Annotated in this window: 20 protein-coding genes and 1 riboswitch; of the genes, 8 read left to right on the top strand and 12 right to left on the bottom strand. The window is 73.8% G+C overall.

Annotated features, from left to right (window positions below; all coding sequences use genetic code 11):
* Window positions 1-53: 53 nt before the first annotated feature.
* Window positions 54-842 (top strand): CPBP family intramembrane glutamic endopeptidase, encoded by a 789-nt coding sequence (locus tag BLU95_RS07700; protein ID WP_231978384.1) that lies wholly within the window; start codon window positions 54-56, stop codon window positions 840-842.
* Between the two features lie 22 nt (window positions 843-864).
* On the opposite strand, the gene BLU95_RS07695 is transcribed toward BLU95_RS07700, so the two are convergent.
* The 6 genes from BLU95_RS07695 to BLU95_RS07670 all read right to left on the bottom strand — a co-directional run bounded on the left by BLU95_RS07695 (window position 865) and on the right by BLU95_RS07670 (window position 6,757).
* Window positions 865-1,395, bottom strand: coding sequence for an HAD domain-containing protein (locus tag BLU95_RS07695; RefSeq protein ID WP_093859333.1), 531 nt, complete (start codon window positions 1,393-1,395; stop codon window positions 865-867).
* Window positions 1,396-1,601: 206 nt separating this feature from the next.
* Window positions 1,602-2,879 carry an MFS transporter gene (locus tag BLU95_RS07690; protein ID WP_231978378.1) on the bottom strand — a complete coding sequence of 426 codons (1,278 nt, stop codon included), beginning with the start codon at window positions 2,877-2,879 and terminating at the stop codon, window positions 1,602-1,604.
* A gap of 99 nt (window positions 2,880-2,978) precedes the next feature.
* On the bottom strand, window positions 2,979-3,680 hold the full coding sequence (locus BLU95_RS07685; RefSeq protein WP_093859331.1) for a dienelactone hydrolase family protein: 702 nt from the start codon (window positions 3,678-3,680) through the stop codon (window positions 2,979-2,981).
* A gap of 132 nt (window positions 3,681-3,812) precedes the next feature.
* Complete coding sequence (locus BLU95_RS07680) at window positions 3,813-5,225, bottom strand: sugar porter family MFS transporter (RefSeq protein WP_093859330.1); 1,413 nt, start codon at window positions 5,223-5,225, stop codon at window positions 3,813-3,815.
* 118 nt (window positions 5,226-5,343) lie between these two features.
* A complete protein-coding gene (locus BLU95_RS07675; protein WP_093859329.1) occupies window positions 5,344-6,018 on the bottom strand; it encodes an FMN-binding negative transcriptional regulator in 675 nt (224 codons plus the stop codon).
* Window positions 6,019-6,031: 13 nt separating this feature from the next.
* Window positions 6,032-6,757, bottom strand: coding sequence for a pyridoxamine 5'-phosphate oxidase family protein (locus tag BLU95_RS07670; protein WP_093859328.1), 726 nt, complete (start codon window positions 6,755-6,757; stop codon window positions 6,032-6,034).
* A gap of 34 nt (window positions 6,758-6,791) precedes the next feature.
* Here BLU95_RS07670 and BLU95_RS07665 point away from each other — a divergent pair, with 34 nt between their 5' ends.
* Both BLU95_RS07665 and BLU95_RS07660 read left to right on the top strand, forming a co-directional pair.
* The gene (locus tag BLU95_RS07665; RefSeq protein WP_093859327.1) at window positions 6,792-8,150 is read left to right on the top strand and encodes an aminotransferase class I/II-fold pyridoxal phosphate-dependent enzyme; all 1,359 of its coding nucleotides are present in this window, start codon (window positions 6,792-6,794) and stop codon (window positions 8,148-8,150) included.
* 288 nt (window positions 8,151-8,438) lie between these two features.
* On the top strand, window positions 8,439-9,629 hold the full coding sequence (locus BLU95_RS07660) for a GDSL-type esterase/lipase family protein (RefSeq protein WP_231978376.1): 1,191 nt from the start codon (window positions 8,439-8,441) through the stop codon (window positions 9,627-9,629).
* A gap of 77 nt (window positions 9,630-9,706) precedes the next feature.
* Here the strand turns inward: BLU95_RS07660 and BLU95_RS07655 are convergent, their stop codons facing one another.
* The gene (locus BLU95_RS07655; protein ID WP_093864705.1) at window positions 9,707-11,065 is read right to left on the bottom strand and encodes an NAD(P)/FAD-dependent oxidoreductase; all 1,359 of its coding nucleotides are present in this window, start codon (window positions 11,063-11,065) and stop codon (window positions 9,707-9,709) included.
* Between the two features lie 395 nt (window positions 11,066-11,460).
* On the opposite strand from BLU95_RS07655, the gene BLU95_RS07650 reads away from it, so the two are divergent.
* The 4 genes from BLU95_RS07650 (at window position 11,461) to purB (ending at window position 14,794) form a co-directional block, all read left to right on the top strand.
* On the top strand, window positions 11,461-12,216 hold the full coding sequence (locus BLU95_RS07650; protein ID WP_197698730.1) for a HipA family kinase: 756 nt from the start codon (window positions 11,461-11,463) through the stop codon (window positions 12,214-12,216).
* Window positions 12,213-12,629, top strand: coding sequence for a DUF3037 domain-containing protein (locus tag BLU95_RS07645; RefSeq protein WP_045943322.1), 417 nt, complete (start codon window positions 12,213-12,215; stop codon window positions 12,627-12,629). Before BLU95_RS07650 ends, BLU95_RS07645 begins: the two co-directional genes overlap by 4 nt.
* A gap of 129 nt (window positions 12,630-12,758) precedes the next feature.
* On the top strand, window positions 12,759-13,202 hold the full coding sequence (locus BLU95_RS07640) for a MarR family winged helix-turn-helix transcriptional regulator (RefSeq protein ID WP_093859325.1): 444 nt from the start codon (window positions 12,759-12,761) through the stop codon (window positions 13,200-13,202).
* A 152-nt stretch (window positions 13,203-13,354) separates the two neighbouring features.
* Entirely contained in the window at window positions 13,355-14,794 is a 1,440-nt protein-coding gene (gene purB, locus BLU95_RS07635; protein ID WP_197698729.1) for an adenylosuccinate lyase, read from the top strand.
* A gap of 160 nt (window positions 14,795-14,954) precedes the next feature.
* On the opposite strand, the gene BLU95_RS07630 is transcribed toward purB, so the two are convergent.
* Window positions 14,955-16,457 (bottom strand): MFS transporter, encoded by a 1,503-nt coding sequence (locus tag BLU95_RS07630; RefSeq protein ID WP_231978374.1) that lies wholly within the window; start codon window positions 16,455-16,457, stop codon window positions 14,955-14,957.
* A 309-nt stretch (window positions 16,458-16,766) separates the two neighbouring features.
* Window positions 16,767-16,932, top strand: a riboswitch (cyclic di-AMP (ydaO/yuaA leader).
* Between the two features lie 3 nt (window positions 16,933-16,935).
* Here BLU95_RS07630 and BLU95_RS07625 point away from each other — a divergent pair.
* Window positions 16,936-17,973 (top strand): M23 family metallopeptidase, encoded by a 1,038-nt coding sequence (locus BLU95_RS07625; RefSeq protein WP_093859323.1) that lies wholly within the window; start codon window positions 16,936-16,938, stop codon window positions 17,971-17,973.
* A gap of 280 nt (window positions 17,974-18,253) precedes the next feature.
* On the opposite strand, the gene BLU95_RS07620 is transcribed toward BLU95_RS07625, so the two are convergent.
* The 4 genes from BLU95_RS07620 to BLU95_RS07605 all read right to left on the bottom strand — a co-directional run bounded on the left by BLU95_RS07620 (window position 18,254) and on the right by BLU95_RS07605 (window position 21,674).
* Window positions 18,254-18,976, bottom strand: a complete 723-nt coding sequence (locus tag BLU95_RS07620) for a DUF2470 domain-containing protein (protein ID WP_093859322.1) — start codon at window positions 18,974-18,976, stop codon at window positions 18,254-18,256.
* Between the two features lie 178 nt (window positions 18,977-19,154).
* On the bottom strand, window positions 19,155-19,571 hold the full coding sequence (locus BLU95_RS07615) for a RidA family protein (protein ID WP_093859321.1): 417 nt from the start codon (window positions 19,569-19,571) through the stop codon (window positions 19,155-19,157).
* A 142-nt stretch (window positions 19,572-19,713) separates the two neighbouring features.
* On the bottom strand, window positions 19,714-20,463 hold the full coding sequence (locus tag BLU95_RS07610; protein ID WP_093859320.1) for an IclR family transcriptional regulator: 750 nt from the start codon (window positions 20,461-20,463) through the stop codon (window positions 19,714-19,716).
* On the bottom strand, window positions 20,460-21,674 hold the full coding sequence (locus BLU95_RS07605; protein ID WP_231978372.1) for a sugar kinase: 1,215 nt from the start codon (window positions 21,672-21,674) through the stop codon (window positions 20,460-20,462). The genes BLU95_RS07610 and BLU95_RS07605 overlap by 4 nt, the downstream gene beginning before the upstream one ends.
* Window positions 21,675-21,881 lie beyond the last annotated feature (207 nt).

The raw sequence follows: 21,881 nt of genomic DNA, 5'->3' as shown, positions 1-21,881 counted from the left end.
CGCCGGCGGCCGGAGCACCGTCCGCCCGCCGCCGTCCGCGCTGGAGCACCCCCGTGACGACCGTTCCGACCGCACCGGAGACCGTGAAGCCGACCCGTCGGCTGCTCGGGGTGGAACTGCTGACCGTCCTCGGCCTCTCGCTCGGGGCGAGCGGCGTCGGCGCGCTGATCAGCTTCACCGGCTCGCTCACCGAGACCCTGAAGCTGGGCCAGCAGGTGGCCACCCTGAACGGCTCGCGCGCGCCCGGCCGGCCCTGGCTCGACCTGGTCTGGCAGCTCTACTACATCGGCCGGGGGCTGATGCCGGTCGTGCTGGTCGGCTATCTGCTGGTCCGCGAGGGCGTGTCGCTGCGGGTGCTGGGCTTCGACCTCGGGCAGAAGCTGCGCGACCTCGGCCGGGGCGCGGCGGTGGCGGCCGCGATCGGCGGCTCCGGGCTGGTGCTCTACCTGGGCTCGCAGGCGGCCGGTTACAACCTGACGGTCGCGCCGTCCGGGCTGCCGGACGTCTGGTGGCGGATCCCGGTCCTGATCCTCTCGGCCTGGCAGAACGCGGTCCTGGAGGAGGTCGTCGTCCTCGGCTACCTGCTGCGCCGGGTGGCGCAGCTGGGCTGGAGCTGGCCGGCCGCACTGGCGGCGAGCTCGCTGCTGCGCGGTTCGTACCACCTGTACCAGGGCGTCGGCGGGCTGGTCGGGAACATCGTGATGGGCGTGGTGTTCTGCCTGCTGTACCGGCGCTGGGGGCGGGTGATGCCGCTGGTGGTGGCGCACGCCCTGATCGACACGGTGGCGTTCGTCGGGTACGCGCTGCTGGCCGGGCACGTCGGCTGGCTGCCCACCGGCTGACCGGGCGTTCCGGCGGGGGAGGTCAGCCGGCGGCCCGGCGTTTGGCCGGGGACAGCACTCCGGGGCGCGGCGGACGGGCCAGCAGCCGGTCCACGTGCCGTCGTTCGAGCCCCTCGCCGGGGTCGATCGGCAGCAGCACCCGGTCGCGGCGCCAGAGCGAGCCGCGGACCAGACGGGGCGGGATGACGTCGTCGACCCAGGCGAACGGGCGGCCCGCCGCGTAGCGCAGCAGGGGTGCCCACTTGCGGGCGGAAAGGAGTTCCATCAGCGGGACGCGCGGGTCGCCGGGCTGCGGGACGTAGCCGGTGAAGCGGACGAAGGGCAGCTCGGGCAGGCCGATCGCCGGCGAGACATGGGTATTCGCGTGTTCCTCCCATGTGCTCGCCCAGACCAGTTCGTACGTCCCGGCCAGCTCGCGCAGCCAGTCGCCGTGGCGGGCCGAGAGCAGCACGGTGTAGCCGAGCAGGGTGTGGGCGTCGAACCCGGACCTGGGGTGGGGACAGACCGGGTTGAGCACGCCGTCGATGTCCAGGAACAGCAGTGGCTTCGGCATCGGGCGCCCCCCAGGTCTCGTGCGTCGTCACCTGGTCGGACGAGCGGGAGCCCCGGCCGGTTGCCCGCCGAAGGGCGCACGCGGGGGCGCACCGGGGGCGCTCGGGGTGGGGCGGGAAGGGGCGGGAAGGGGCGGGGAGGGGCGCGACCGGTGCTCACCGTGCCGTGGCGGGCTCCGGGCTCACCACGCCGCGGCGGGCTCCGGAGTCACTGCGCGGGGGCGGGTTCCGGGCGGACGTCGGCGGGCGGCCCGGCCGGGCGTCGGGACAGTCGGCGGACCTGCGGTTCCAGCAGGACGGCGGCACTGAGCACCAGCGAGACCACCGCACAGGTCCAGAGCGCGCCGGAGAGGCCGAGCAGGTCGGCGGCCGGGCCGGCGAGGGCGGTGCCGAGCGGTGCCAGCGAGAGCGAGCCGAGTTCGTCGTAGGCGGCGACCCGGGAGAACGCCTCGGCCGGGATCTCCTGCTGCAGCGCGATCATCCAGTTGACGCCGAACACGGTCACGCCGACGCCCGAGAGGAACATCGCCGCGCAGAGCACCGGCAGCGGCGCGGACGCTGCCAGGGCCAGCGCGGGCACACCGAAGAGGAACACGCCCCAGTTGCCGACCAGCAGGATCCGGCGCGGCTGCCAGCGGACCATCAGCACGCCGGTGGCGACCAGACCGACACCGTAGGCCGCCATCGCCAGGCCCCAGTCGGCCGCGCCCCCGAGCCGTTCCTTCGCCACGGCGGGCCCGTACACCGCCTCGACCGCGCCGACACAGGCGACCAGCACCGAGAACTGGAGCACGACGACCCAGAGCCAGCGGCGGGAGGAGAACTCCTGCCAGCCCTCGCGCAGGTCGCGGAGCATCCCGCCGCCCTCGGCCGGGGCGCCCGGCGCCTGCGGTTCGAGCAGGAAGCGCAGCGCGGCGGCGGCCAGGAAGCAGGCGGCGTCCAGGGCCAGCACCCATCCGGCGCCGACGGCCGCGGTCAGCGCGCCGCCGAGTGCCGCGCCGCCGATCTGGGCGCCGTTGAAGCCCATCCGGTAGACCGAGAAGGCCCGGGCGGCGTGCTCGGGGGTGACGCTCTCCAGGATCATGCCGCCCGAGGCGGGGGAGTAGAAGGCGTAGCCGGCACCCGCACCGGCCGAGAACAGCATCAGCTGCCAGAGGGCCGGCTCGCCGGTCAGCACCACAAGGGCGAGGGCGCCCTGGGAGACGGCGCTGAACAGGTTGGCGCCGACCATCACGTGGTGGCGCGGCAAGCGGTCGGCGAGCGCGCCGCCGATCACCAGCAGCAGGACGGTGGGCAGCAGCCGGGCCGCGGTGACGTAGCCGACGTCGGCGGTCGAGCCGCCGCCGTCGAGGATCGCGAAGGCGGTGGCGATCGGGGCGCCGGCGTTGCCGAGCCCGCTGACCACGGTGGCGGCGGTCTGGATCCGGAAGTTGCGGCTCGCCCAGGCGAAACGGCCGGTGGGCGGGGACGGGGTTCGGCTCTGCACTCCGCGACTATGCCGGGGCGGGTGGTCCGTGTCCATCCGATTAGCGGACCGACTGAACGGACCGACCGAACGGACCGACGGCGGGGCGCCCTCGGGGGCTCAGCCCAGGTGGCCCCAGAGGAAGGCCAGGGTGCGTTTCCAGGCGATCCCCGCCTGGAGCGCGTCGTAGGTGCCGAGCAGGTTCTCCTCGTTCATGAAGGCGTGCCCGGCCGGGTAGAAGTGGAACTCCGGGCGGACGTCGGTGGCCTCGCCGATCCTGATCGCGGCCTCGTCCACGGCGGCCATCGGGATGTACGCGTCGTCCTCCCCGTAGTGGCCGAGCACATGGGCGGTCAGGCCCCGGTACTCGAAGTCCGGGTCGGGCGGCAGACCGTAGAACGGCACCGCCGCGGCCACCCGGTCGCCCTCGGCAGCGGCCAGCAGCAGGGCGAAACCGCCACCCATGCAGAAGCCGACCACCCCGACCGCGTCGCCGACCACGCCCTCCAGGCCGAGCAGCAGGTCGACCGCGCCGCGGAGGTCCCGCACCGCCTGCTCGACCGGCAGCTCGCGCTTGAGCCTGGCACCCTCGGCGCTGTCGTGGGTGGTGGCGCCGCCGAAGAGGTCCGGCGCGAGGACGGTGAAGCCCTCGGCGGCGAACCGGTCCGCCACGCCGGCCAGGTACGGGGTCAGGCCCCACCACTCCTGGACCACCACCAGGCCGGGGCCGACGCCCTGGGGAGGACGGGCCAGATAGCCGTGGGCCTGGCGGCCGCCGCTGCGGAAGGTGACGTTCTGCCGGGAGCCGCCCTGGTCAGGCATGGCTTCCTCTCGGGGGACGGGCCGCCGGGCGCGGCATGGGGCCTGCGGCCGGTGTCGGGCGGTGTCGGGCGGTGTCGAGTGATGGTGGTCCGGGCCGGTGGTGGTCCGGGCCGGTGGTGGCGGCGCGGGCGGTCAGCCCATCTCCTCCAGGGCGCGGCCCTTGGTCTCCTTGATGCAGAAGGCCACGAACGGGATGGAGAGCAGTGCGAAGGCCGCGTAGATGACGTAGGTGGCCGAGAGGTTCCAGTCGGCGAGGTCGGGGAAGCTGACGGTGATCGCCCAGTTGGCGATCCACTGGGCGGAGGCGGCGACCGACAGCGCGAGCGCGCGGATCCGGTTGGGGAACATCTCGCCGAGCAGCACCCAGACCACCACGCCCCAGGAGAACGCGAAGCAGAACACGAAGACGTGCGCGGCGACCAGCGCGACGGTCGCGTAGGTGTTCTCCAGGGTGGCGGAGTCGCCGGTGCCCTGCCGGTAGGAGAACGCCCAGGCGGCGGTGGCCAGCGCGGCGGCCATGCCGGCCGAGCCGGCCAGCGCGAGCGGCTTGCGGCCGATCCGGTCGACCAGGGCCATCGCGACCACCGTGCCGACCACGTTGACGATCGAGGTGGAGAGGCTGATCAGCAGCGAGTTCGACTCGTTGATGCCGACCGACTGCCACAGGAAGGAGGAGTAGTAGAAGATCACGTTGATGCCGACGAACTGCTGGAACACCGAGGCGCCGATACCGACCCAGACGATCGGCAGCAGCCCGAACCGGCCGCCCAGCAGGTCCTTGAGCCGCGGCTTGTGGGTGGACGCCAGCACCGCGTGGATCTCGGCCACCCGGGCGTCGAGGTCGACGTCCTCGCCCTCGACCTCCAGCAGCACCTTGCGGGCCTGCTCCTCCCGCCGGTCGGCGATCAGGTAGCGCGGCGACTCCGGGATGGACATCGCCATCAGTCCGTAGACCAGGGCCGGGATCGTCTCCACGCCGAGCATCCACTGCCAGGCCTGGATGCCGCCGAGGTGGCCGGTGGACTCGCCGCCGGCGGCCTGGTTGAGCGCCCAGTTGGCGAGCTGGGAGACGGTGATGCCGAGCACGATCGCCATCTGCTGGAACGAGGCCAGCCGGCCCCGGTAGGCGGTCGGGGCGACCTCGGCGATGTAGGTCGGCGCGATCACCGAGGCGATGCCGATCGCCACGCCGCCGATCACCCGCCAGGTGGCCAGCAGCTCCAGGTTCGGCGGGAACATCGAGCCGAGGCCGCTGATCGCGAACAGGGCCGCGGCCAGCAGCATGGTGCGCACCCGGCCCAGGTGGTCGGCGAGCCGCCCGGCCACGACCGCCCCGGCCGCCGAGCCGAGCAGCGCGATCGCGACCACGAAGGCCGTCGTGCCGTTGCCGACCCCGAAGTGCTTCTGGATGCCCGTCACCGCACCGTTGATCACGGCGCTGTCGTAGCCGAACAGGAACCCGCCCATCGCGGCGGCGGCCGAGATGAAGACGACGTGCCCGAGGTGCGCCTCGCCGGATGCCGGATGGGTCTGGGTCCTGGACACGCACGCTCCCCGGGTCGACGGTCCCGCCCGCGCGGCCGAGCGGGCAGGGTTCGGCTCACATTCGACCAGTGCCCGGGCGGCGGCGTCGCGATGAATGGGCCGAACGGGTGACGGGGCGTCAGCTGATTGCGCGGTCCGGGGGAACGGGCCCGCGGCGGACCTCGCGGATCCGGCCGGACCGGCGGGCGTTGCGGCGCAGCAACTGCGTACGGGCCCCGGCGTCCGCACCCCGGTTCCGCTCGGCGAGCCGGTCGGCCGTCGCGTACTGCTCGGCGGCCGGCTTCTTGTCGTCGTACTTGAACTTGGCGCGGACCTCGCGCACGGTCAGGCGCAGCCCGGTCAGGCCGGGGAGCAGCCGGGCGAACTCCCCCTCGCCGGGGGTGACCCGGACGTCCGGGCGCTCCGGCTGGAAGTGGGCCAGCTGGCGGTTGAGGATCTCCGCCTTGCCGGTCGGGTCGGTGACCAGTGACGCGGTGGCGTGGAAGTGCACCGAGGCGTAGTAGCTGGTCGGCGTGCCGGGCTCGCCGCGCCAGTGGCCGGGGGCGAAGGCGTAGTCGTCGGTGACCGCGAGGGTGACCTCCGGGTCGGCCCGGACGGCCGCGAGCAGGGGGTTGGGGGCGGCGAGGTGGAGCAGGATCTCGCCGCGGTCGGCGTCCAGCAGGAAGTGGGTGGGGACGAGCACCGGGCCGTGGCCCGGCCCGCCGTTGGCGGCGAGCAGGCCGAAGTCGCGGCCCTCGGCGAGCCAGGCGCGCCATTCGGCCTCGTCGCCGCGGTCCCAGGAGCGGATCAGCATCGGGGCTCCCGGGTCAGTCGGTGGAGCCGTCGACGCCCGGGGCGGACGTGTCGGCGGCGGTGGCGCCGGGGGCGGTGAGCGCGCGCAGGTGGGCGGGGAGCGGCACGGTGGTGGAGGCGTCCGGCAGGGGTGTGCCGTAGCCGCCGGTGACCGGGACCAGTCCGGCCCAGTACGGCAGGTCGAGGTCCTCGGCGTCGTCGGCGGCGGGGGCGTTCCGGCTCTTGGCCGAGACCTCGTCGAGGTCGAGCCGGATCACCGCGGTGGCGGCGAGCTCCTTGGCGTTGGCGGGGCGGACCTCGGCGGAGCGGCCGGGCACGACCTGGTCGACCAGGGCGTCCAGCGCGATGCTCAGCTCCTCGGGGTCGGTGACCTGGTGCGCGGTGCCGTGCGCCACCACCGAGCGGAAGTTGACCGAGTGGTTGAAGGCCGATTTGGTCAGCACCAGCGCGTCGACCAGGGTGACGGTGAGGCAGACCGGCAGGCCCTGCTCGCCGCGGGCGCCGCGCAGCGGCCGGCTGCCCGTGGAACCGTGCACGTAGACGCGGTCGCCGACCCTGGCGTGGATGGTGGGCAGGACGACCGGCGCGCCGTCGACGACGAAGCCGAGGTGGCAGAGGTAGGTGGCGTCGAGGACCGCGTGGATCGCCTCGCGTTCCCAGGTGGCCCGGTCCTTGTAGCGGGTGGGGGTGGTGCGCGGGGTGCGGGCGTAGGACGTGTCGCTGTCCGGTACGGTCGACATGACAACCTCTATGTACTAGTGCATAATCTGTTTTGTGCTAGGAGACTATCGGATCACCGGTCGGCGTGCCAGCGAGATTGCGGCCGAGATCGAGCGCGGGGTCAGTGCCGGACAGCTCGCCCCCGGGATGCCGTTGCCGGCGCTGCGGGACCTCGCGGCCGAACTCGGCGTCAACCCCAACACCGTGGCGGCCGCCTACCGGCTGCTCCGCGACCGGGGGGTGATCGAGACCGCCGGCCGCAAGGGCAGCCGGATCCGCCCGCGCCCCGCCCACACCCCGCGCGACGAGATCCGGCTGCCCGTTCCGGCGCACGCCCGCGACCTCTCCGACGGCAACCCCGACCCGGCGCTGCTGCCCGACCTCACCCCGGCCCTCGCGGCGGCCGCCGAGGCCGCGCGCCGTGCACCCGTCCGCTACGGTGACCCGGTCGCCGACCCCGGACTGCTCGCTCTGGCCGGCGCGGCCTTCGCCGCGGACGGCCTGCCCGCCGGCCCGATCGCCGTCGCCTCCGGCTCCCTGGACACCATCGAGCGGATCCTGGTCACCCGGCTGCGTCCCGGTGACGCGGTCGCGGTCGAGGATCCGGGCTGGGGCAGCCTGCTGGACCTGCTGCCGGCGCTCGGCCTGCGCGCGGTGCCGGTCCGGCTCGACGACGAGGGCCCGCTGCCCGGCGCGCTCGCCGAGGCGCTGGACGGCGGCGCCCGGGCGGTGGTGGTCACCAGCCGGGCGCAGAACCCGACCGGTGCCGCGCTCACCGCCGGGCGGGCCGGGGAACTGCGCGCCGTCCTGTCCGCCCGGCCGGACGTGCTGCTGATCGAGGACGACCACGGCCACGGCATCGTCGACCAGCCCTACTGCCCACTGGCCGGCGCGGGCTCGCGGCACTGGGCGGTGGTGCGCTCGGCGGCCAAGGCCTACGGGCCGGACCTGCGGCTCTCGGTCGCGGTCGGCGACGAGGACACCGTCGGGCGGGTGCTCGGGCGCCAGCGGCTGGGTGCCGGGTGGGTCAGCAGTCTGCTCCAGTGCACGGTGGCCGAACTGTGGCGCGCCGATGCCGCGCCGGTCGGGCGGGTGGCCGGTGCCTACCGGGCCCGCCGGGAGGCGCTGATCGGCGCGCTGGCCGCGCGGGGCGTCGCGGCGCACGGGGCGAGCGGGCTGAACGTCTGGGTGCCGGTGCCGGACGAGGCCGTCGCGCTGGCCGCCCTGGTGCAGCGCGGCTGGGTCGTGGCGCCGGGTGCGCGCTACCGGCTCCAGTCGCCGCCCGGGCTGCGGGTCACGGTCGCGCAGCTGGATCCGGCCGAGGCCGGGCGGCTGGCGGAGGACCTGGCGTCCGTGCTGAGCGGACGGCACGGGATCGCCGGTGCGGCCGGGTCGCCGTCGCGGTCGGTCTGAATCGGTCCGGCCCACCCCGGGGAATGGTTCGGCCTTCGATTCCAGGTCAATGGTGATGCCTATTCCGATCCGATCCGGATCGAATCGAAATCAACTCCGCATTGACCGGCCGGAAATTCTTCGGGCCGATCAGTACTGATTGGTAACAGAGCAAGAAATTCACTGCAGATACCTAGCGGTAACAAGCGCGGGCATGTCATCTTCAACGCGCCACCGGCCGGCGGCCTACCCTCACCCCGTGTCTCCCCGCCCCCACCTGCGGGCGAGACCGATCGTTGGAGTTCCGTCGTGCCCGAAAACCGTTCGAGCATTTCCCGCACCACCGCCCGGTGGCGCGGACGGCTGCTCGCCGCCGCGCTCGCCCTGCCGCTCGCCGCCACCGGACTGGTGGCGGGAACCGCCGCCCCGGCCCGGGCCGCCACCCCGAGCGGCCCGACCGCCAGCGTCAGCCTCGGCGACAGCTACATCTCCGGCGAGGCCGGCCGCTGGAAGGGCAACTCCGTCACCAGCGGCGGCAACCGGGCCGGCACCGACCGGGCCTGGACCGGCAGCGGCTACGACCCGAGCCGGATCTACGGCGCCACCTACGCGAGCGGGTGCGACCGCTCGGACGTCGCCGAGGTGCGCAGCGCGCCGACCGTGGCCCAGACCCAGATCAACCTGGCCTGCTCGGGCGCCGTCGCCGCCAACGTCTTCCGCGCCGCCAACGGCGGGCAGTCGTTCAAGGGCGAGGCCCCGCAGGCCGACCAGCTCGCCACGGTGGCCCGGCAGAACAACGTCAAGCTGATCACCCTGTCGATCGGCGGCAACGACCTCGGCTTCGGCGACGTGATCTCGACCTGTGTGCAGGACTACCTCGTCTGGTACTCCTACTGCAACGATGATCAACAGGACGCGGTCGACGGCCGGATGCCGGCCGCGATGGCCGGCGTCGGCAAGGCGCTCGACGAGATCCGCGCCGTGATGGCGGGCGCCGGGTACGCGGCCGGGGACTACCGGATCGTGCTGCAGTCCTACCCCTCGCCGATCCCGCGCGCCGCCGAGATCCGGTACCCCGAGAGCGGCTGGAGCCGTTCCGACACCGGCGGCTGTCCGCTCTGGAACGGCGACGCGGACTGGGCGCGCGACTCGCTGGTGCCGCAGATCTCCCGGGCGCTCGCCGGGGTGGCCAAGGCCAAGGGCGTGCAGTTCCTGGACCTGAGCGACATGCTCCAGGGCCGCGAGGTCTGCTCCAGGGCGACCCGTCAGGCCGGCTCGACCAGCGCGCCGTCCGCGACCACCAGTGAGTGGGCGCGGTTCCTGGACGGCGGGCTCAACGCCTCGCAGGGCAGCCTGCAGGAGTCGCTGCACCCCAACTACTACGCGCAGCAGGCGCTCGGGCGCTGCCTGACCCTGCTGTACGCGCGGACCAGCGGCGACTGGGGGTGCCGCAACACCGCCGGGCAGGACGCCGGCGGGATGTACCTGACGGCGAAGTAGCCGACGCGGGACACGACGTCGCCCCGCACCCTTCCGATTCGGCGGGGGCGGGGCGACGGCGTGTTCCGCTGTTCCGGTCAGCCCTTGGCGAGCAGCGCCTGGGTGTGCTCCTTGACCTGGTCCCGCGTCAGATAGGCGTCCGTGTACTCGAAGTCACGGAGCCGCGCGGGCTGGCGGGCGAGGAACCCGGTGCGCACGAAGTCGTCGCCCGCGGTCGCGTTGAGCAGCCAGTTCGCGCCGACCCGGAACTTGGCGACGTTGGTGCGCATCGCCATCAGGTGGTAGCCGCGCGCCACCAGCTGCGCCGGCACGCCGCGCAGCTCCACCCCGACCGGCTTGGAGACGGCGTCCTTGCCGCCGAGGTCCACCACCAGGCCGAGGTCCTTGTGGTAGTAGGGCTCCAGCGGCTGGTTGCGGAGCGCCGCGATCACGTTGTTGGCCACCGCCCGGCCCTGGCGGGCCGAGTGCTGGGCGGTCGGCGGGCACATCGCGCCGTCGCCCTTGGCGAGGTCGGGGACGGCGGCGGCGTCACCGAGCGCGAACACGCCCTCGAACGGGGCCACCCGCATCTCCGCCGTCACCGCGATCCGGCCGCGCACCGTCTCCGCGTCCAGGGTGGCGATCAGCGGGCTCGCGGCGACGCCGGCCGTCCAGATCAGGGTCCGGCAGGGGAGCACCCGGCCGTCGGTGAACTTCACCGACTCGGCGCCGACCTCCGCCACCGACACGCCCAGCGAGACCTCGATGCCGCGCTCGCGCAGTACCTCCAGGGCGGCGGTGCCGAGGGCGTCGCCGAGCTCGGGCATCAGCTTGGGGGCGATGTCGATGAGGTGCCACTTGATCTGCCGGGCGTCCAGCCTCGGGTAGCGGTGGGCGGCGGCGGTGGTGAGGCGCTGGAGGCAGGCGGCGGTCTCGGTGCCGGCGTAGCCGCCGCCGACCACCACGAACTGGAGCCGGGATTCGCGCTCCCGCTGGTCCGGGGTGGCCGAGGCGAGGTCCAGTTGGGCGATCACGTGGTCACGGACGTAGGCCGCCTCGGCGAGGGTCTTCATGCCGCGCGCGTAGTCGGTCAGGCCGGGGATGTCGAAGGTGCGGGTGACGCTGCCGGGGGCCAGCACCAGGTAGTCGTACTTCTGCGCCACCACCTCGTCGGTGATCTTGCGCACCACGCAGACCTTGGCGGCGGGGTCCACCCCGATCGCGCCGCCGGGGACGATGTGGGTGCGGCGCAGCGAGCGCCGCAGTGAGACGGCCACCGACTGCGGTGTGAGCACACCGGCCGCCACGTGCGGCAGCAGCGGCAGGTAGAGCTGGTAGCTGAACGGGGTGACCAGGGAGATCTCCGCCTCCGCGGGGGAGAGCTTGCGCTCCAGTCGGCGCGCGCACTCCAGTCCGGCGAAGCCGCCGCCCACGATCAGGATCCGGGCTCGTTCCATCGTGCGTCCCTCACAGTGCAGGTCGTTCCGCCGCGGGTCGTGCCGCCGCGGGCGTCCGCCACGGCGCGGTCCTCGGTGGGTGCGGCGGTGGCGGTGCGGGTGCGGCGGTGCGAGTGCGGTGGTGCGGGTCATGGCCGATGCGGGTCGTGGCCGGTTGCGGGTGGTGGCCGTGGCGTTCCCCGGCTACTGTCCGCCACGTTCGCACGGGGCGGCGGGGGCTGCCACCGGGGCGACCCGGGCGGGGGAGCGGGGGCGGTCGTCGGGGCACATCCCGGGCGGGGCGGGGCTGTCGTAGGGACGATCCGGGTCGGGCGGGGCTGTCGTGGGGGGCGACCCGGGTGGGCCGGCGGCCGAGCGACACCCGCCCCGTGCATATGCCCGATAGGCTGTCCGCCGTGCTCCCCGAGGTGACGGCGGTCCGATATGTGACGCCACTGCGAGAAGGCGGCTCGATGCCGGGCCTGGTCGAGGCCGACGACCGGCGGCTGTACGCGCTGAAATGGGTCGGCGCGGCACAGGGCCGCAAGGCGCTGGTGGCGGAGGTGCTGGCCGCGGAACTCGGCCGGCGGCTCGGTCTGCCGGTGCCCGAGCTGGTGACCGTGGACCTGGACCCGGTGCTGGCCCGCAGTGAGCCGGACCCGCAGATCCAGGACCAGATGCGCGCCAGCGGCGGCCTCAACCTGGGCATGGCCTTCGTCAGCGGCGCGCTCAACTTCGACCCGCTCTGCTTCGACGTGGACGCCGGGCTGGCCGGGCAGGTGCTCTGGTTCGACGCCCTCATCGGCAACGTGGACCGCTCCTGGCGCAATCCCAACCTGCTGGTCGCCACCGGTGGACTGCGGCTCATCGACCACGGCGCGAGCCTGATCTTCCACCACAACTGGGCCGGTGCCGCCGCCTGGACCCGCCGGCCGTACGACGCCTCCGACCACGCGCTGCTGCGCGCCGAGCCGGACCTGCTCGCCGCCGACAAGGCGCTCGCACCGCTGGCCGAGGCGGCGATCGAGGAGGCGGTGGCGCTGATCCCCGACGTCTGGCTGGTGGACGAACCCGGCTTCGACACGCCCGAGGCGGTGCGCGCGGCGTACCGCACCCAGTTGACCGAGCGACTGGCCGGTCCGCGCGACTGGCTGCCGGAGGTGTCCGTATGACCGAGCCGATCCGGTCGGCCCTGCCGGCCGTCGCCGAGCTGCACGACTACGAGTACGCGGTGATCCGGGCGGTGCCCCGGGTGGAGCGCGGTGAGTGCGTCAACGTGGGTGTGCTGCTGTACTGCCGGCAGAGCGCCCACCTGGCCGCCCGGACCCATCTGGACCAGGCGCGGCTGCTGGCGCTGGACCCGGTGGCCGACGTGTCCGGGGTGCGGCGGGCGCTGCAGGGGATCGAGGCGGTCTGCGAGGGCGGGCCGCAGGCCGGTCCGGCGGCGTCGGACAACCCGGGGCAGCGGTTCCGCTGGCTGACCGCACCGCGCAGCGCGGTGGTGCAGCCGGGGCCGGTGCACACGGGGCTGACCTCGGACCCGGAGACCGAGCTGCGCCGGCTGTTCGACCAGCTGGTGCTCTGAGGCACGGGCTCGAGCCGGGGTTCGGGGCGGGCCAGGGCAGGGGTTCGGGACCGGTGCTGCGGTTGACTGCCGGATCTTTGCCGTGATCAAAGCTTGAGATAATGAAGCACTCGGTCGTAGGCTGACCTCATGGGTTCGACAGCGACCACGACCGTACCGACCAACGCCGAGCTGATGGAGGCGCTGGCCGCCGTCGGTGCCGCGTACTTCCAGGACTTCGCGGCCGCCGCCGCCAGGCACGGTCTCTCCTCCTCGCAGGCCAAGGCGCTCGGTGCCGTCCAGGAGCCGGTGCCGATGCGCGCGCTGGCCGGGCGGCTCGGCTGCGACGCCTCCAACGTGACCGGGATCGTCGACCGCCTCGAGGCCCTGGGCCTGGCCCGCCGGGAGGCCTCGGCGGGGGACCGGCGGGTCAAGATCGTGGTCATCAGCGAGCAGGGCCGGGAGATCCTGGCACTCGTCCGCGGCGAGATGAGCCGGACCCACCAGTCCTTCGAGACCCTCAGCGACGAGCAGCGGAGCGCGCTGCACTCGATCTGCCTCCAGGTGCTGCCGGTCCTCAGCGGACGGCAGTAGGACACGGGCAGGAGGACACCGGTAGCCGGCACCGGCAGCCGGTCGGCGGGTCGCCGCAGCCGCTCCCCGGGGCGGGGCCGATCGCCCGCCGGTCGCCCGCCGGTCGCGGTGGGCCGGTCCGGCGCGGGTCCGGCTGACCTCGGCTGTTAGGCTTGCGAAGCGTGAGCGCGAAGCCCCAGATCCCCAATGTCCTGGCCTCCCGGTACGCCTCGGCGACCCTGGCCCAGCTGTGGTCCCCCGAGCACAAGGTGGTCCTCGAGCGCCACCTGTGGCTCGCCGTCCTGAAGGCCCAGCAGGACCTCGGCGTCGAGGTGCCCGCCACCGCCGTCGCCGACTACGAGCGGGTGATCGACCAGGTCGACCTCGCGTCCATCGCCGCCCGTGAGCGGGTCACCCGGCACGATGTGAAGGCCCGGATCGAGGAGTTCAGCGACCTCGCCGGCCACGAGCAGATCCACAAGGGCATGACCTCCCGGGACCTGACCGAGAACGTCGAGCAGCTGCAGATCCGGCAGTCCCTCGAGCACGTGCGCGACCGCACGGTCGCCGTGCTGGTCCGCCTGGGCCGGCTCTCCGCCGAGCACGCCGAGCTGGTCATGGCGGGCCGCTCGCACAACGTGGCCGCGCAGGCCACCACCCTCGGCAAGCGCTTCGCGTCGATCGCGGACGAGCTGCTGGTCGCCTTCCGCCGGCTGGAGGAGCTGATCGCCCGCTACCCGCTGCGCGGGATCAAGGGCCCGGTCGGCACCGCCCAGGACATGCTGGACCTGCTCGGCGGCGACACCGAGAAGCTCGCCGAGCTGGAGCGCCGGGTCGCCGGCCACCTGGGCTTCGACAACGTGCTGATCAGTGTCGGCCAGGTCTACCCGCGCTCGCTGGACTTCGAGGTGCTGACCGCCCTCGTCCAGCTGGCCGCCGCGCCGTCCAGCCTGGCCAAGACCATCCGTCTGATGGCCGGTCACGAGCTCGTGACCGAGGGCTTCAAGGAGGGCCAGGTCGGCTCCTCCGCGATGCCGCACAAGATGAACACCCGCTCCTGCGAGCGCGTCAACGGCCTCGCCGTGATCCTGCGCGGCTACGCGTCGATGACCGGCGAGCTGGCCGGCGACCAGTGGAACGAGGGTGACGTCTCCTGCTCGGTGGTCCGCCGGGTCGCGCTGCCGGACGCCTTCTTCGCGTTCGACGGCCTGCTGGAGACCTTCCTGACCGTCCTCGACGAGTTCGGCGCCTTCCCCGCCGTCGTCGAGGCCGAGCTGGACCGCTACCTGCCGTTCCTGGCCACCACCAAGGTGCTGATGGGCGCGGTGCGCGCGGGCGTCGGCCGGGAGACCGGGCACGAGGTGATCAAGGAGCACGCCGTCGCCTCCGCGCTCGCGATGCGCGCCGGCGCCCGGGAGAACGAGCTGCTGGACCGGCTGGCGAACGACGACCGGATCCCGCTGGACCGGGCCGGGCTGGACGCGCTGCTCGCCGACCGGCTGTCCTTCACCGGTGCGGCCGGTGCCCAGGTCGCCGAGGTCGTCCGCCAGGTCGAGGCCGTCGCGGCCGCGTACCCGGAGGCCGCCAAGTACGCGCCGGGCGACATCCTCTGACGGTTGTCCACCCCGGTCACCGGGCCCCGTCGCCGTTCGGGCGGCGGGGCCCTCGGCGTGTTCGGGGGTCCGGGCTTCCGCCGACGGGGTTCGGCCCTGTTCGGGGGTCCGCCGGCGGGGTCCAGCCCTGTTCGGGGGTCCGGGCTTCCGCCGACGGGGCTCAGCCCTGTTCCGGGGCCGAGTGGCCGGGGTCGAGCGGCGGGGCGTTGGTGCCGCAGGCGTAGCGGCAGTCCGGTTCGGCCACCGGGTGGTGGTCCTCCGGGGCCAGGACGTTGCCGTGGACGGTGGCCAGAGCCGTGAGCCCGCCCGCCACGAGCAGCCCGGCGCAGATCAGCATCGCGGTGCGGAAGGCGGAGTCGACCGCCGAGGGCACCTGGTAGGCGTCGCCGCTCAGACCCGCGAGCGAGGGCAGCGCGGCGACCGCCAGCAGACCGGCCGCCCGGGCCGCGGCGTTGTTGACCCCGCTCGCGATGCCCGCGTGCCGCACCTCGACCGCCGCCAGCACGGTCGCGGTCAGCGGTGCCACCAGCAGCACCATCCCGCTCCCCATCACCGCGACGGCGGGCAGTACGTCCGTCCAGTAGGAGGCGTCGGGCCCGATCCGCAGCATCAGCAGCACGCCCGCCGCGCACAGCAGCGGGCCGACGGTGAGCGGCAGCCGCGGGCCGATCCGCTTGCCCAGCCGCCCCGCCCGGGCGGAGAGCGCCAGCATGATCACGGTGATCGGCACCAGGGCGAGTCCGGAGACCAGCGGGGAGAAGCCGGAGACGATCTGCAGCTGCACGACCAGCAGGAAGAAGACCCCGCTGAACGCCGCGTACACGGCGAGGGTGACCAGGTTGACGGCGGTGAACAGCCGTGAGGAGAACAGTCCCAGCGGCAGCATCGGCTCCGGGGTGCGGCGCTCGACCAGGACGAAGGCGGCGCCGAGCAGGAGCCCGGCCGTGCCGGTGACCCAGACGGTGGCGGAGAGACCGCTCCCGGCGGCGGTCAGCGCATAGGTGATCGAGCCGAGCGCGAGGGCGGCCAGGACCGCGCCGAGCACGTCGAAGCGCCCGGTCGAGCTCTCGTCCCGGCTCTCCGGGACGTGCCGGGCCGCGACCGCGATCACCGTCGCGGCCAGCGGCAGGTTCAGCAGGAAGATCCAGCGCCAGCCCGGGCCGTCCACCAGCCAGCCGCCGAGGAACGGGCCCACCGCCGCCGACACCCCGCCGAGGCCGGACCAGAGGCCGACCGCCGCCGAGCGGTCGTCCGGACGGAACACCGCCTGGAGCATCGCCAGCGAGCCGGGGGTGAGCAGCGCCCCGCCGATGCCCTGCACGGCACGGGCCGCGATCAGCACCTCGATGGTCGGCGCGGCGGCGCAGGCGGCCGAGGCGACGGCGAACCAGACGACGCCCAGCAGGAAGATCCGGCGCCGCCCGTACCGGTCGCCGAGCGCGCCACCGAGCAGGATCAGGCCCGCCAGGGTGAGCAGATAGGCGTTCAGCGTCCATTGCAGGGCGTCGAGCCGGGCGTCGAGATCGGTGCCGATCCGGGGCAGTGCGACGTTCACGACGGTTCCGTCGAGCATCGCCATGCTGGAGCCGAGCACGGTCGCCAGAAGTACCCAGCGTCCCTGTGCGGTGCCCAACCGCAGGGTGCCGGCATCGGTGGTGGTCACGGCCCATGGTGGGGCTCGTGGGGCCGACGTGACAAGGGTCACCGGGGGTGTGTCGGAGATGTCCGTTCCGTGAGTGATCGTGTGCGCACTGATGACGACATCGGCGCAGGGTGGTGGATCACGTGCACTCGGTGAATGGATTGTGTGCTTACTGTGCATGCCTTTCATGCGGAGCGTCACGGTGTTCCGGACTTTGGTCCCGGGTTCCGGAGATCGACATTGCTTCACCCGAACGGATGGGTTTTAGTTCAGCGACCGCCCGGCGTCAGCCCGGGTGGCCACCGGGTGGAACGCCTAGTCCTGCCGCTGCCCGGTGGTTCGCAACGAACTCTGTACGGCAGGAGCGGGGGACCCACAGGTAAGTCGCCGGACCCGAATTGACGGTCCGGCTTGGGGTGAAGCCGCATTTCTCTGCGGCCGGGCAACTCCAGCCCGAACCCGACAGCTCACCTCGCAGGCGTCGGAGAGGACAGCTTCCATGCCCGCACAGGCTCGTCGTATCGCCATGCCCCGCGCCGTCCGCATCGGCATCGCCACCGCCGTCACCGGCGCCGCGTTCGCCCTCCCGCTGGTGACCACCGTCACCGCCCAGGCCCACGAGGCCCCGGCCGCCGGGCACACGCACCAGAGCAGCACCTGGACCGGCGCCGCCAGCGTCGACGCCGCCCCGGCCGCTGCCGAGAACGCCCCGGCCGCCCCGGCCGCTCCCGCCGCCGAGGCCGCTCCGGCCGACTACAAGGTCGTCGGTGGGGACACCCTGTCGAAGATCGCCGACGCGAAGAACGTCGAGGGTGGCTGGAAGGCGCTGTTCGAGCACAACCGCTCGGTCATCGGTGCCAACCCGAACCTCATCTTCCCGGGTCAGCAGCTCGCGCTCGGCACCAAGGCCGCCGAGGGCGCCAAGCCGGCCGCTCCGGCCGAGGCCGCCAAGCCGGCCGCCCCCGCCGCCAAGGCGCAGACCTCGCAGGACTCCGTGAAGCCGGCCAAGCCGACCGCTCCGGCCGAGAAGCCGGCCGCTCCGGCCGCCAAGCCCGCCGCCAAGCCGGCCGTTCAGGCCGTCGTCGCCCCGGTCGCGAAGCCGGCCGCTCCGGCCCCGGCCGCCGCCACCTCCGGCTTCTTCGCCCCGCTGGCCAACCCGAAGCTCGGCACCGCCTACGGTGTGGCCGGCTCGATGTGGGCCTCCGGCCACCACACCGGCGCCGACTTCGTCGCTGCCACCGGCACCCCGCTGCGCGCCGTCGCGGCCGGCACCGTGGTGAAGGCCGGCAACGGCGGCGCCTACGGCAACGAGGTCGAGATCAAGCTCGCCGACGGCAAGTACGCCGAGTACGCGCACCTGTCCTCGATCGGCGTCTCCATCGGTCAGACCGTCACCGCCGGCCAGCAGATCGGCCTCTCCGGTGCGACCGGCAACGTGACCGGCCCGCACCTGCACTTCGAGATCCGCACCGGTTCGGAGTACGGCTCGGACATCGACCCGATCGCCTACCTGCGGGCGCACGGCGTCGCGATCTGACCTTCGGTCGGATCATCTGCCACCGCCGGGTGCGGGGCGAAACGACCTCCCGGAATGGTCATGTCGGGTGACCGCTGGACCGGGTGGACGCCGCACCCGAGTGGATTGACGGGCGCGGGACACGCCCGTCCTGCCGGCCGGCCCGGCTCACGAGAACTCTCTCGTGGGCCGGGCCGGCCGTCGTTGTGGCGGGGCTCGAGGGTGGGGAGGAGCGGGGCGGGGCGAACCGATATCGGGTCAGTTCCGCTGTCGGGCGGGCTGGTTCGCGCTTCCGTTGGGTTCAGGACCGGTGGGTGGCCGGCTCCTGCTCGGCGGCGGACAGCAGTTGGTGCACCCGGTGGCCGAACTCGTCCGCGTCGCGGGCCGGTTCGATGAAGACCAGGCGGACGTCGCGGTGGCCGTGCGGGTGGTCCAGGCGGAGCACCAGGCCGTACCGGTCGAGCGCGAGCGGGCGGACCTCGGGGCGGTCGGCGAGCAGCGCCGGGTCGAGCAGCCGAGTGAGCACGGCGAGCGCGTCGGGGTGGTCGTCGGCCAGATGGGTGAGCAGTCCGGCTTCGTAGCGGGCCAGCGGGTCGGGGGCGGCCGCCGCGAGGTCGGCGCCGGTGATCGCGGTGGTGCCGTACGGGGTCGAGAGCACGGCGTGCGCGACGTCCAGGCGCAGGTGCACGCTGAGGCCGTCGTCGGCGAGGTGGGCGAGGTGGAGCCGGCCGGCCAGGGTGAGCCGCCCGCGCACCCGGTCGCGCACGGCCACCGGGGCGATGTCGGTGAGGTCGAGCACGACGGCGAGGCCGTCCTGCTCGCGGGCGGCGGCGGAGGTCACCGGGGAGTCGAGCGGCGCGCGCAGCCGGAGCCGGGAGCCGTGCACCGAGACGGGGGTGGAGAGTTCGTGCTGCTCGCCGCCGGCGCGGAGGACCACCGAGGAGGTGGCGGTCAGCAGGCTGCCGATGCGCTCGGCGGCGGTGGGCTCGGGAATCTCGGCATCGTGCTGCGGGTGCGGACTCATGGGATCGGGACCTCCGGCGGACGAGCTGACCTTGTAGTTAGGTGAGCCTAACCTAATCATTGGAGGGGGAGAGGGCAAGGTGTCGTCGGGGTGGGGCGGAACCGGCCATGCGCGAAGGGCCCCGACCCGGCTTGTGTGCCGGGATCGGGGCCCTTGCGGTGCGGGTGGTGCGCGCGGGTCAGGCGACGACCGCCTGGGCGTCGATCTCGACCAGCATCGGCTCCTGCGGGAGCTCGCAGAAGATCGTGGTCCGGCAGGGCTTCACGCCGCCCGGCGGGATGTTCTCCTCGATGAACTCGGCGTAGACCTCGTTCATCAGCGGGAAGTCGGCGCGCTTGGTGAGGTACACGCGGAACATCACCACGTCCTCGACGGTCGCGCCGCCCGCCTCGACGATCGCCTTGACGTTCTCCAGGGTGCGGCGGGTCTGTGCCTTCACGTCGCTGTGGTGGAGGTACTCGCCGGTGGCGGGGTCCTGCGGGCCCTGGCCGGACACCTGGAGGATCGGGCCCTTGCGGACGCCCTGGGAGAACATCCAGGCCGGGGCGGGGGCGCCGTCGGTACGGATCTCGGTCTTGTCGTTCTGGACGCTCATGCGTGCTCGCTTCCTCGGTGGGGTGGGTGGTGCTGTGGTGCTGTGGTGCGTGCTTCGGGGCTTTCGGGCCTTCGGGCCTTCGGGCTTGGTGCGTGGCGTGGCGTGGGGTGGTCGGGGATGCGGGGTGCGGGGTGCGGAGTGGTCAGTGGCGCGGGGGCTGGCCGCAGTCGGCGGAGATCGCCCGTGCGGTGGCGAGCAGTTGGGGCAGCAGCTCCAGCACCTGCTCGTAGGGGAGCACGACGTCCGGGACGGAGATCGAGGCGGCGGCGACCACTCGGCCGCTGGCGTCGCGGATCGGCGCGGCCACGCAGTTGATGAACGACTCGTGCTCGGCGTGGTCCTGCGCCCAGCCCTGGGCGGCGACCTTCTCCAGCTCGGCCAGCAGCGCCTCGGGTGTGGTGAGGGTGCGCGCGGTGTGCGGGGTGAAGTCGATGCCGGCCACCACCCGCCGCCGTTCGGGCGCGGGCAGGTCGGCGAGCAGCACCTTGGACACCGCGGCGCTGTGCAGCGCGGCCCGGAGGCCGATCCGCGAGTACATCCGCACCGGGTGCCGGGAGTCGTACTTGTCGATGTAGACCACCTCGCCACCCTCGTACGCGGCCAGGTGCACGGTCTGGCCGGTGCCGGCGTTGAGTTCGGCGAGGTACGGTGCGGCGATCCGGCGGACCCCGCGCTGTTCCAGAGCGAGCCCCGAGAGCGCGAACAGGCCGGCGCCCAGGTGGTAGCGGTATCCGGCGTCGCGGTAGACGAACCGTTCCTCCTCGAGGCTCTGCAGCAGTCGGAGCACGGTCGTCTTGTGCACACCGAGCACCTCGGCCAACTGGTCGAGGGAGCGCTCGCCCTCGCCGAGTTCGGCGAGGATGCGCAGGGCGCGGGTGACGGTCTGGCTCATGGCGCTCCAAGGGCCGGGGTGGCGGCCGGTCGAGGGTCGGGGGCACCGCCCCCCGGTACGACGGGCGCGGAGCGGTCGGTGGGGGAGGCGGACGCGGTGGTGCGGGAAGCGGTGGTGCGGGAGGCGGTCGGCGGGAGGGGCGGCGGGTCGTCGGGGGCGGCGTACGTGCTGGTGAGCGCTCCGGGGAGCACAGGGGACACGATGCCATCCGCCGACACCCGGGTGGCCGCCCAGGCCTCGGGTGAGGCGTCGAGCAGGGCGCCGACCACCGGGGCGGGCGGCAGTTCGGCCTGGTCCCCGTGGGTCGTCAGCGCGCAGGCGGCGCTCAGATGGCCCAGCCGCAGGCGGCGCCGCTGGTCGAGTCCACGAACGGTGCCGGCCAGGTAGCCGGCCGCGAAGGCGTCGCCCGCTCCGGTCGCCTCGACCACCTCGACCGTCAGGGCCGGTTCGGCGACGGTGGTGCCGTCGCGCCCGATCGCGGTGACCAGCCGGGCCTCGTCCTTGACCACGACGGTGGCCGGCGACGGGAAGAGGCGGCGCAGCGCGTGCGGGTCCCCGGTGCCGAAGGCGGCCTCGGCCTCGTCCGCGCCGAGCAGGAGCAGGTCGGCCGCGTCCAGCAGGGGCGGCAGCACCGAGAGGTCGCGGTCGCGCCAGAGCGCCGGACGCCAGTTGAGGTCGAAGCTGACCAGTCGGTCGGAGCGGCGCTCCGCCAGCAGCGTGCGGAGCAGCGCGAGGCAGTCGTCGGAGAGCGCGGCGGTGATGCCGGACAGGTGGAGCAGCCGGGCCCCGGCCAGCAGGCGGGCGGCGGCCGGGTCGTCCAGCAGTGCGGGGGAGAGGGCGGCCGCCGCCGAGCCGCGCCGGTGGTAGTGCAACCGGCTCCGCCCCGGGCCCAGGTCGTGGCGGTCGCCGGTGGTTCCGCCGACCTCCTTGAGGTAGACGCCGGTCGGGCGGTGCGGGTCGAGGGCGACGGCGGAGACGTCCACCCCGCGGGCGGTCAGTTCGCCGAGGAGGCGGCGGCCGAAGCCGTCGTTGCCGACCCGGCTGATCCAGGCGCTCGGCACGCCCAGGGCGGCCAGGGCACCGGCGACGTTGGACTCGGCGCCGCCGACGGCGAGCCGGAAGTTCTCCACGGACTCCAGCGGGCCCGCGCGGTCGGGGAGGAGCACGGCCATCGATTCGCCCACGCAGACGGCCAGGGGGGTGGGGGGCACGGGGGGCGGCGGGGGTGTCGGGGGTGTCGGGGAAGTGGTGGGCGCCGGGGGTGCGGTGGGTGCCGGTGCCCGGGGCGGTGCCGGCTCCGGCTCCGGCGCCGGGGCGGCCGGTGTGCGGGGCGGTTCGGCCGTCGGATCGCCGGGCGACGGGGTGGCCTCGCTCGCGGCGGCGTCCTGGCGTGGCATCTGCTGGGCTCCTCGGAGTAC

The organism is Streptomyces sp. TLI_053 (genome assembly GCF_900105395.1).
In the GTDB taxonomy this organism is placed as follows: Bacteria; Actinomycetota; Actinomycetes; order Streptomycetales; family Streptomycetaceae; genus Kitasatospora.
This window is presented reverse-complemented; position numbering and strand designations above follow the sequence as displayed.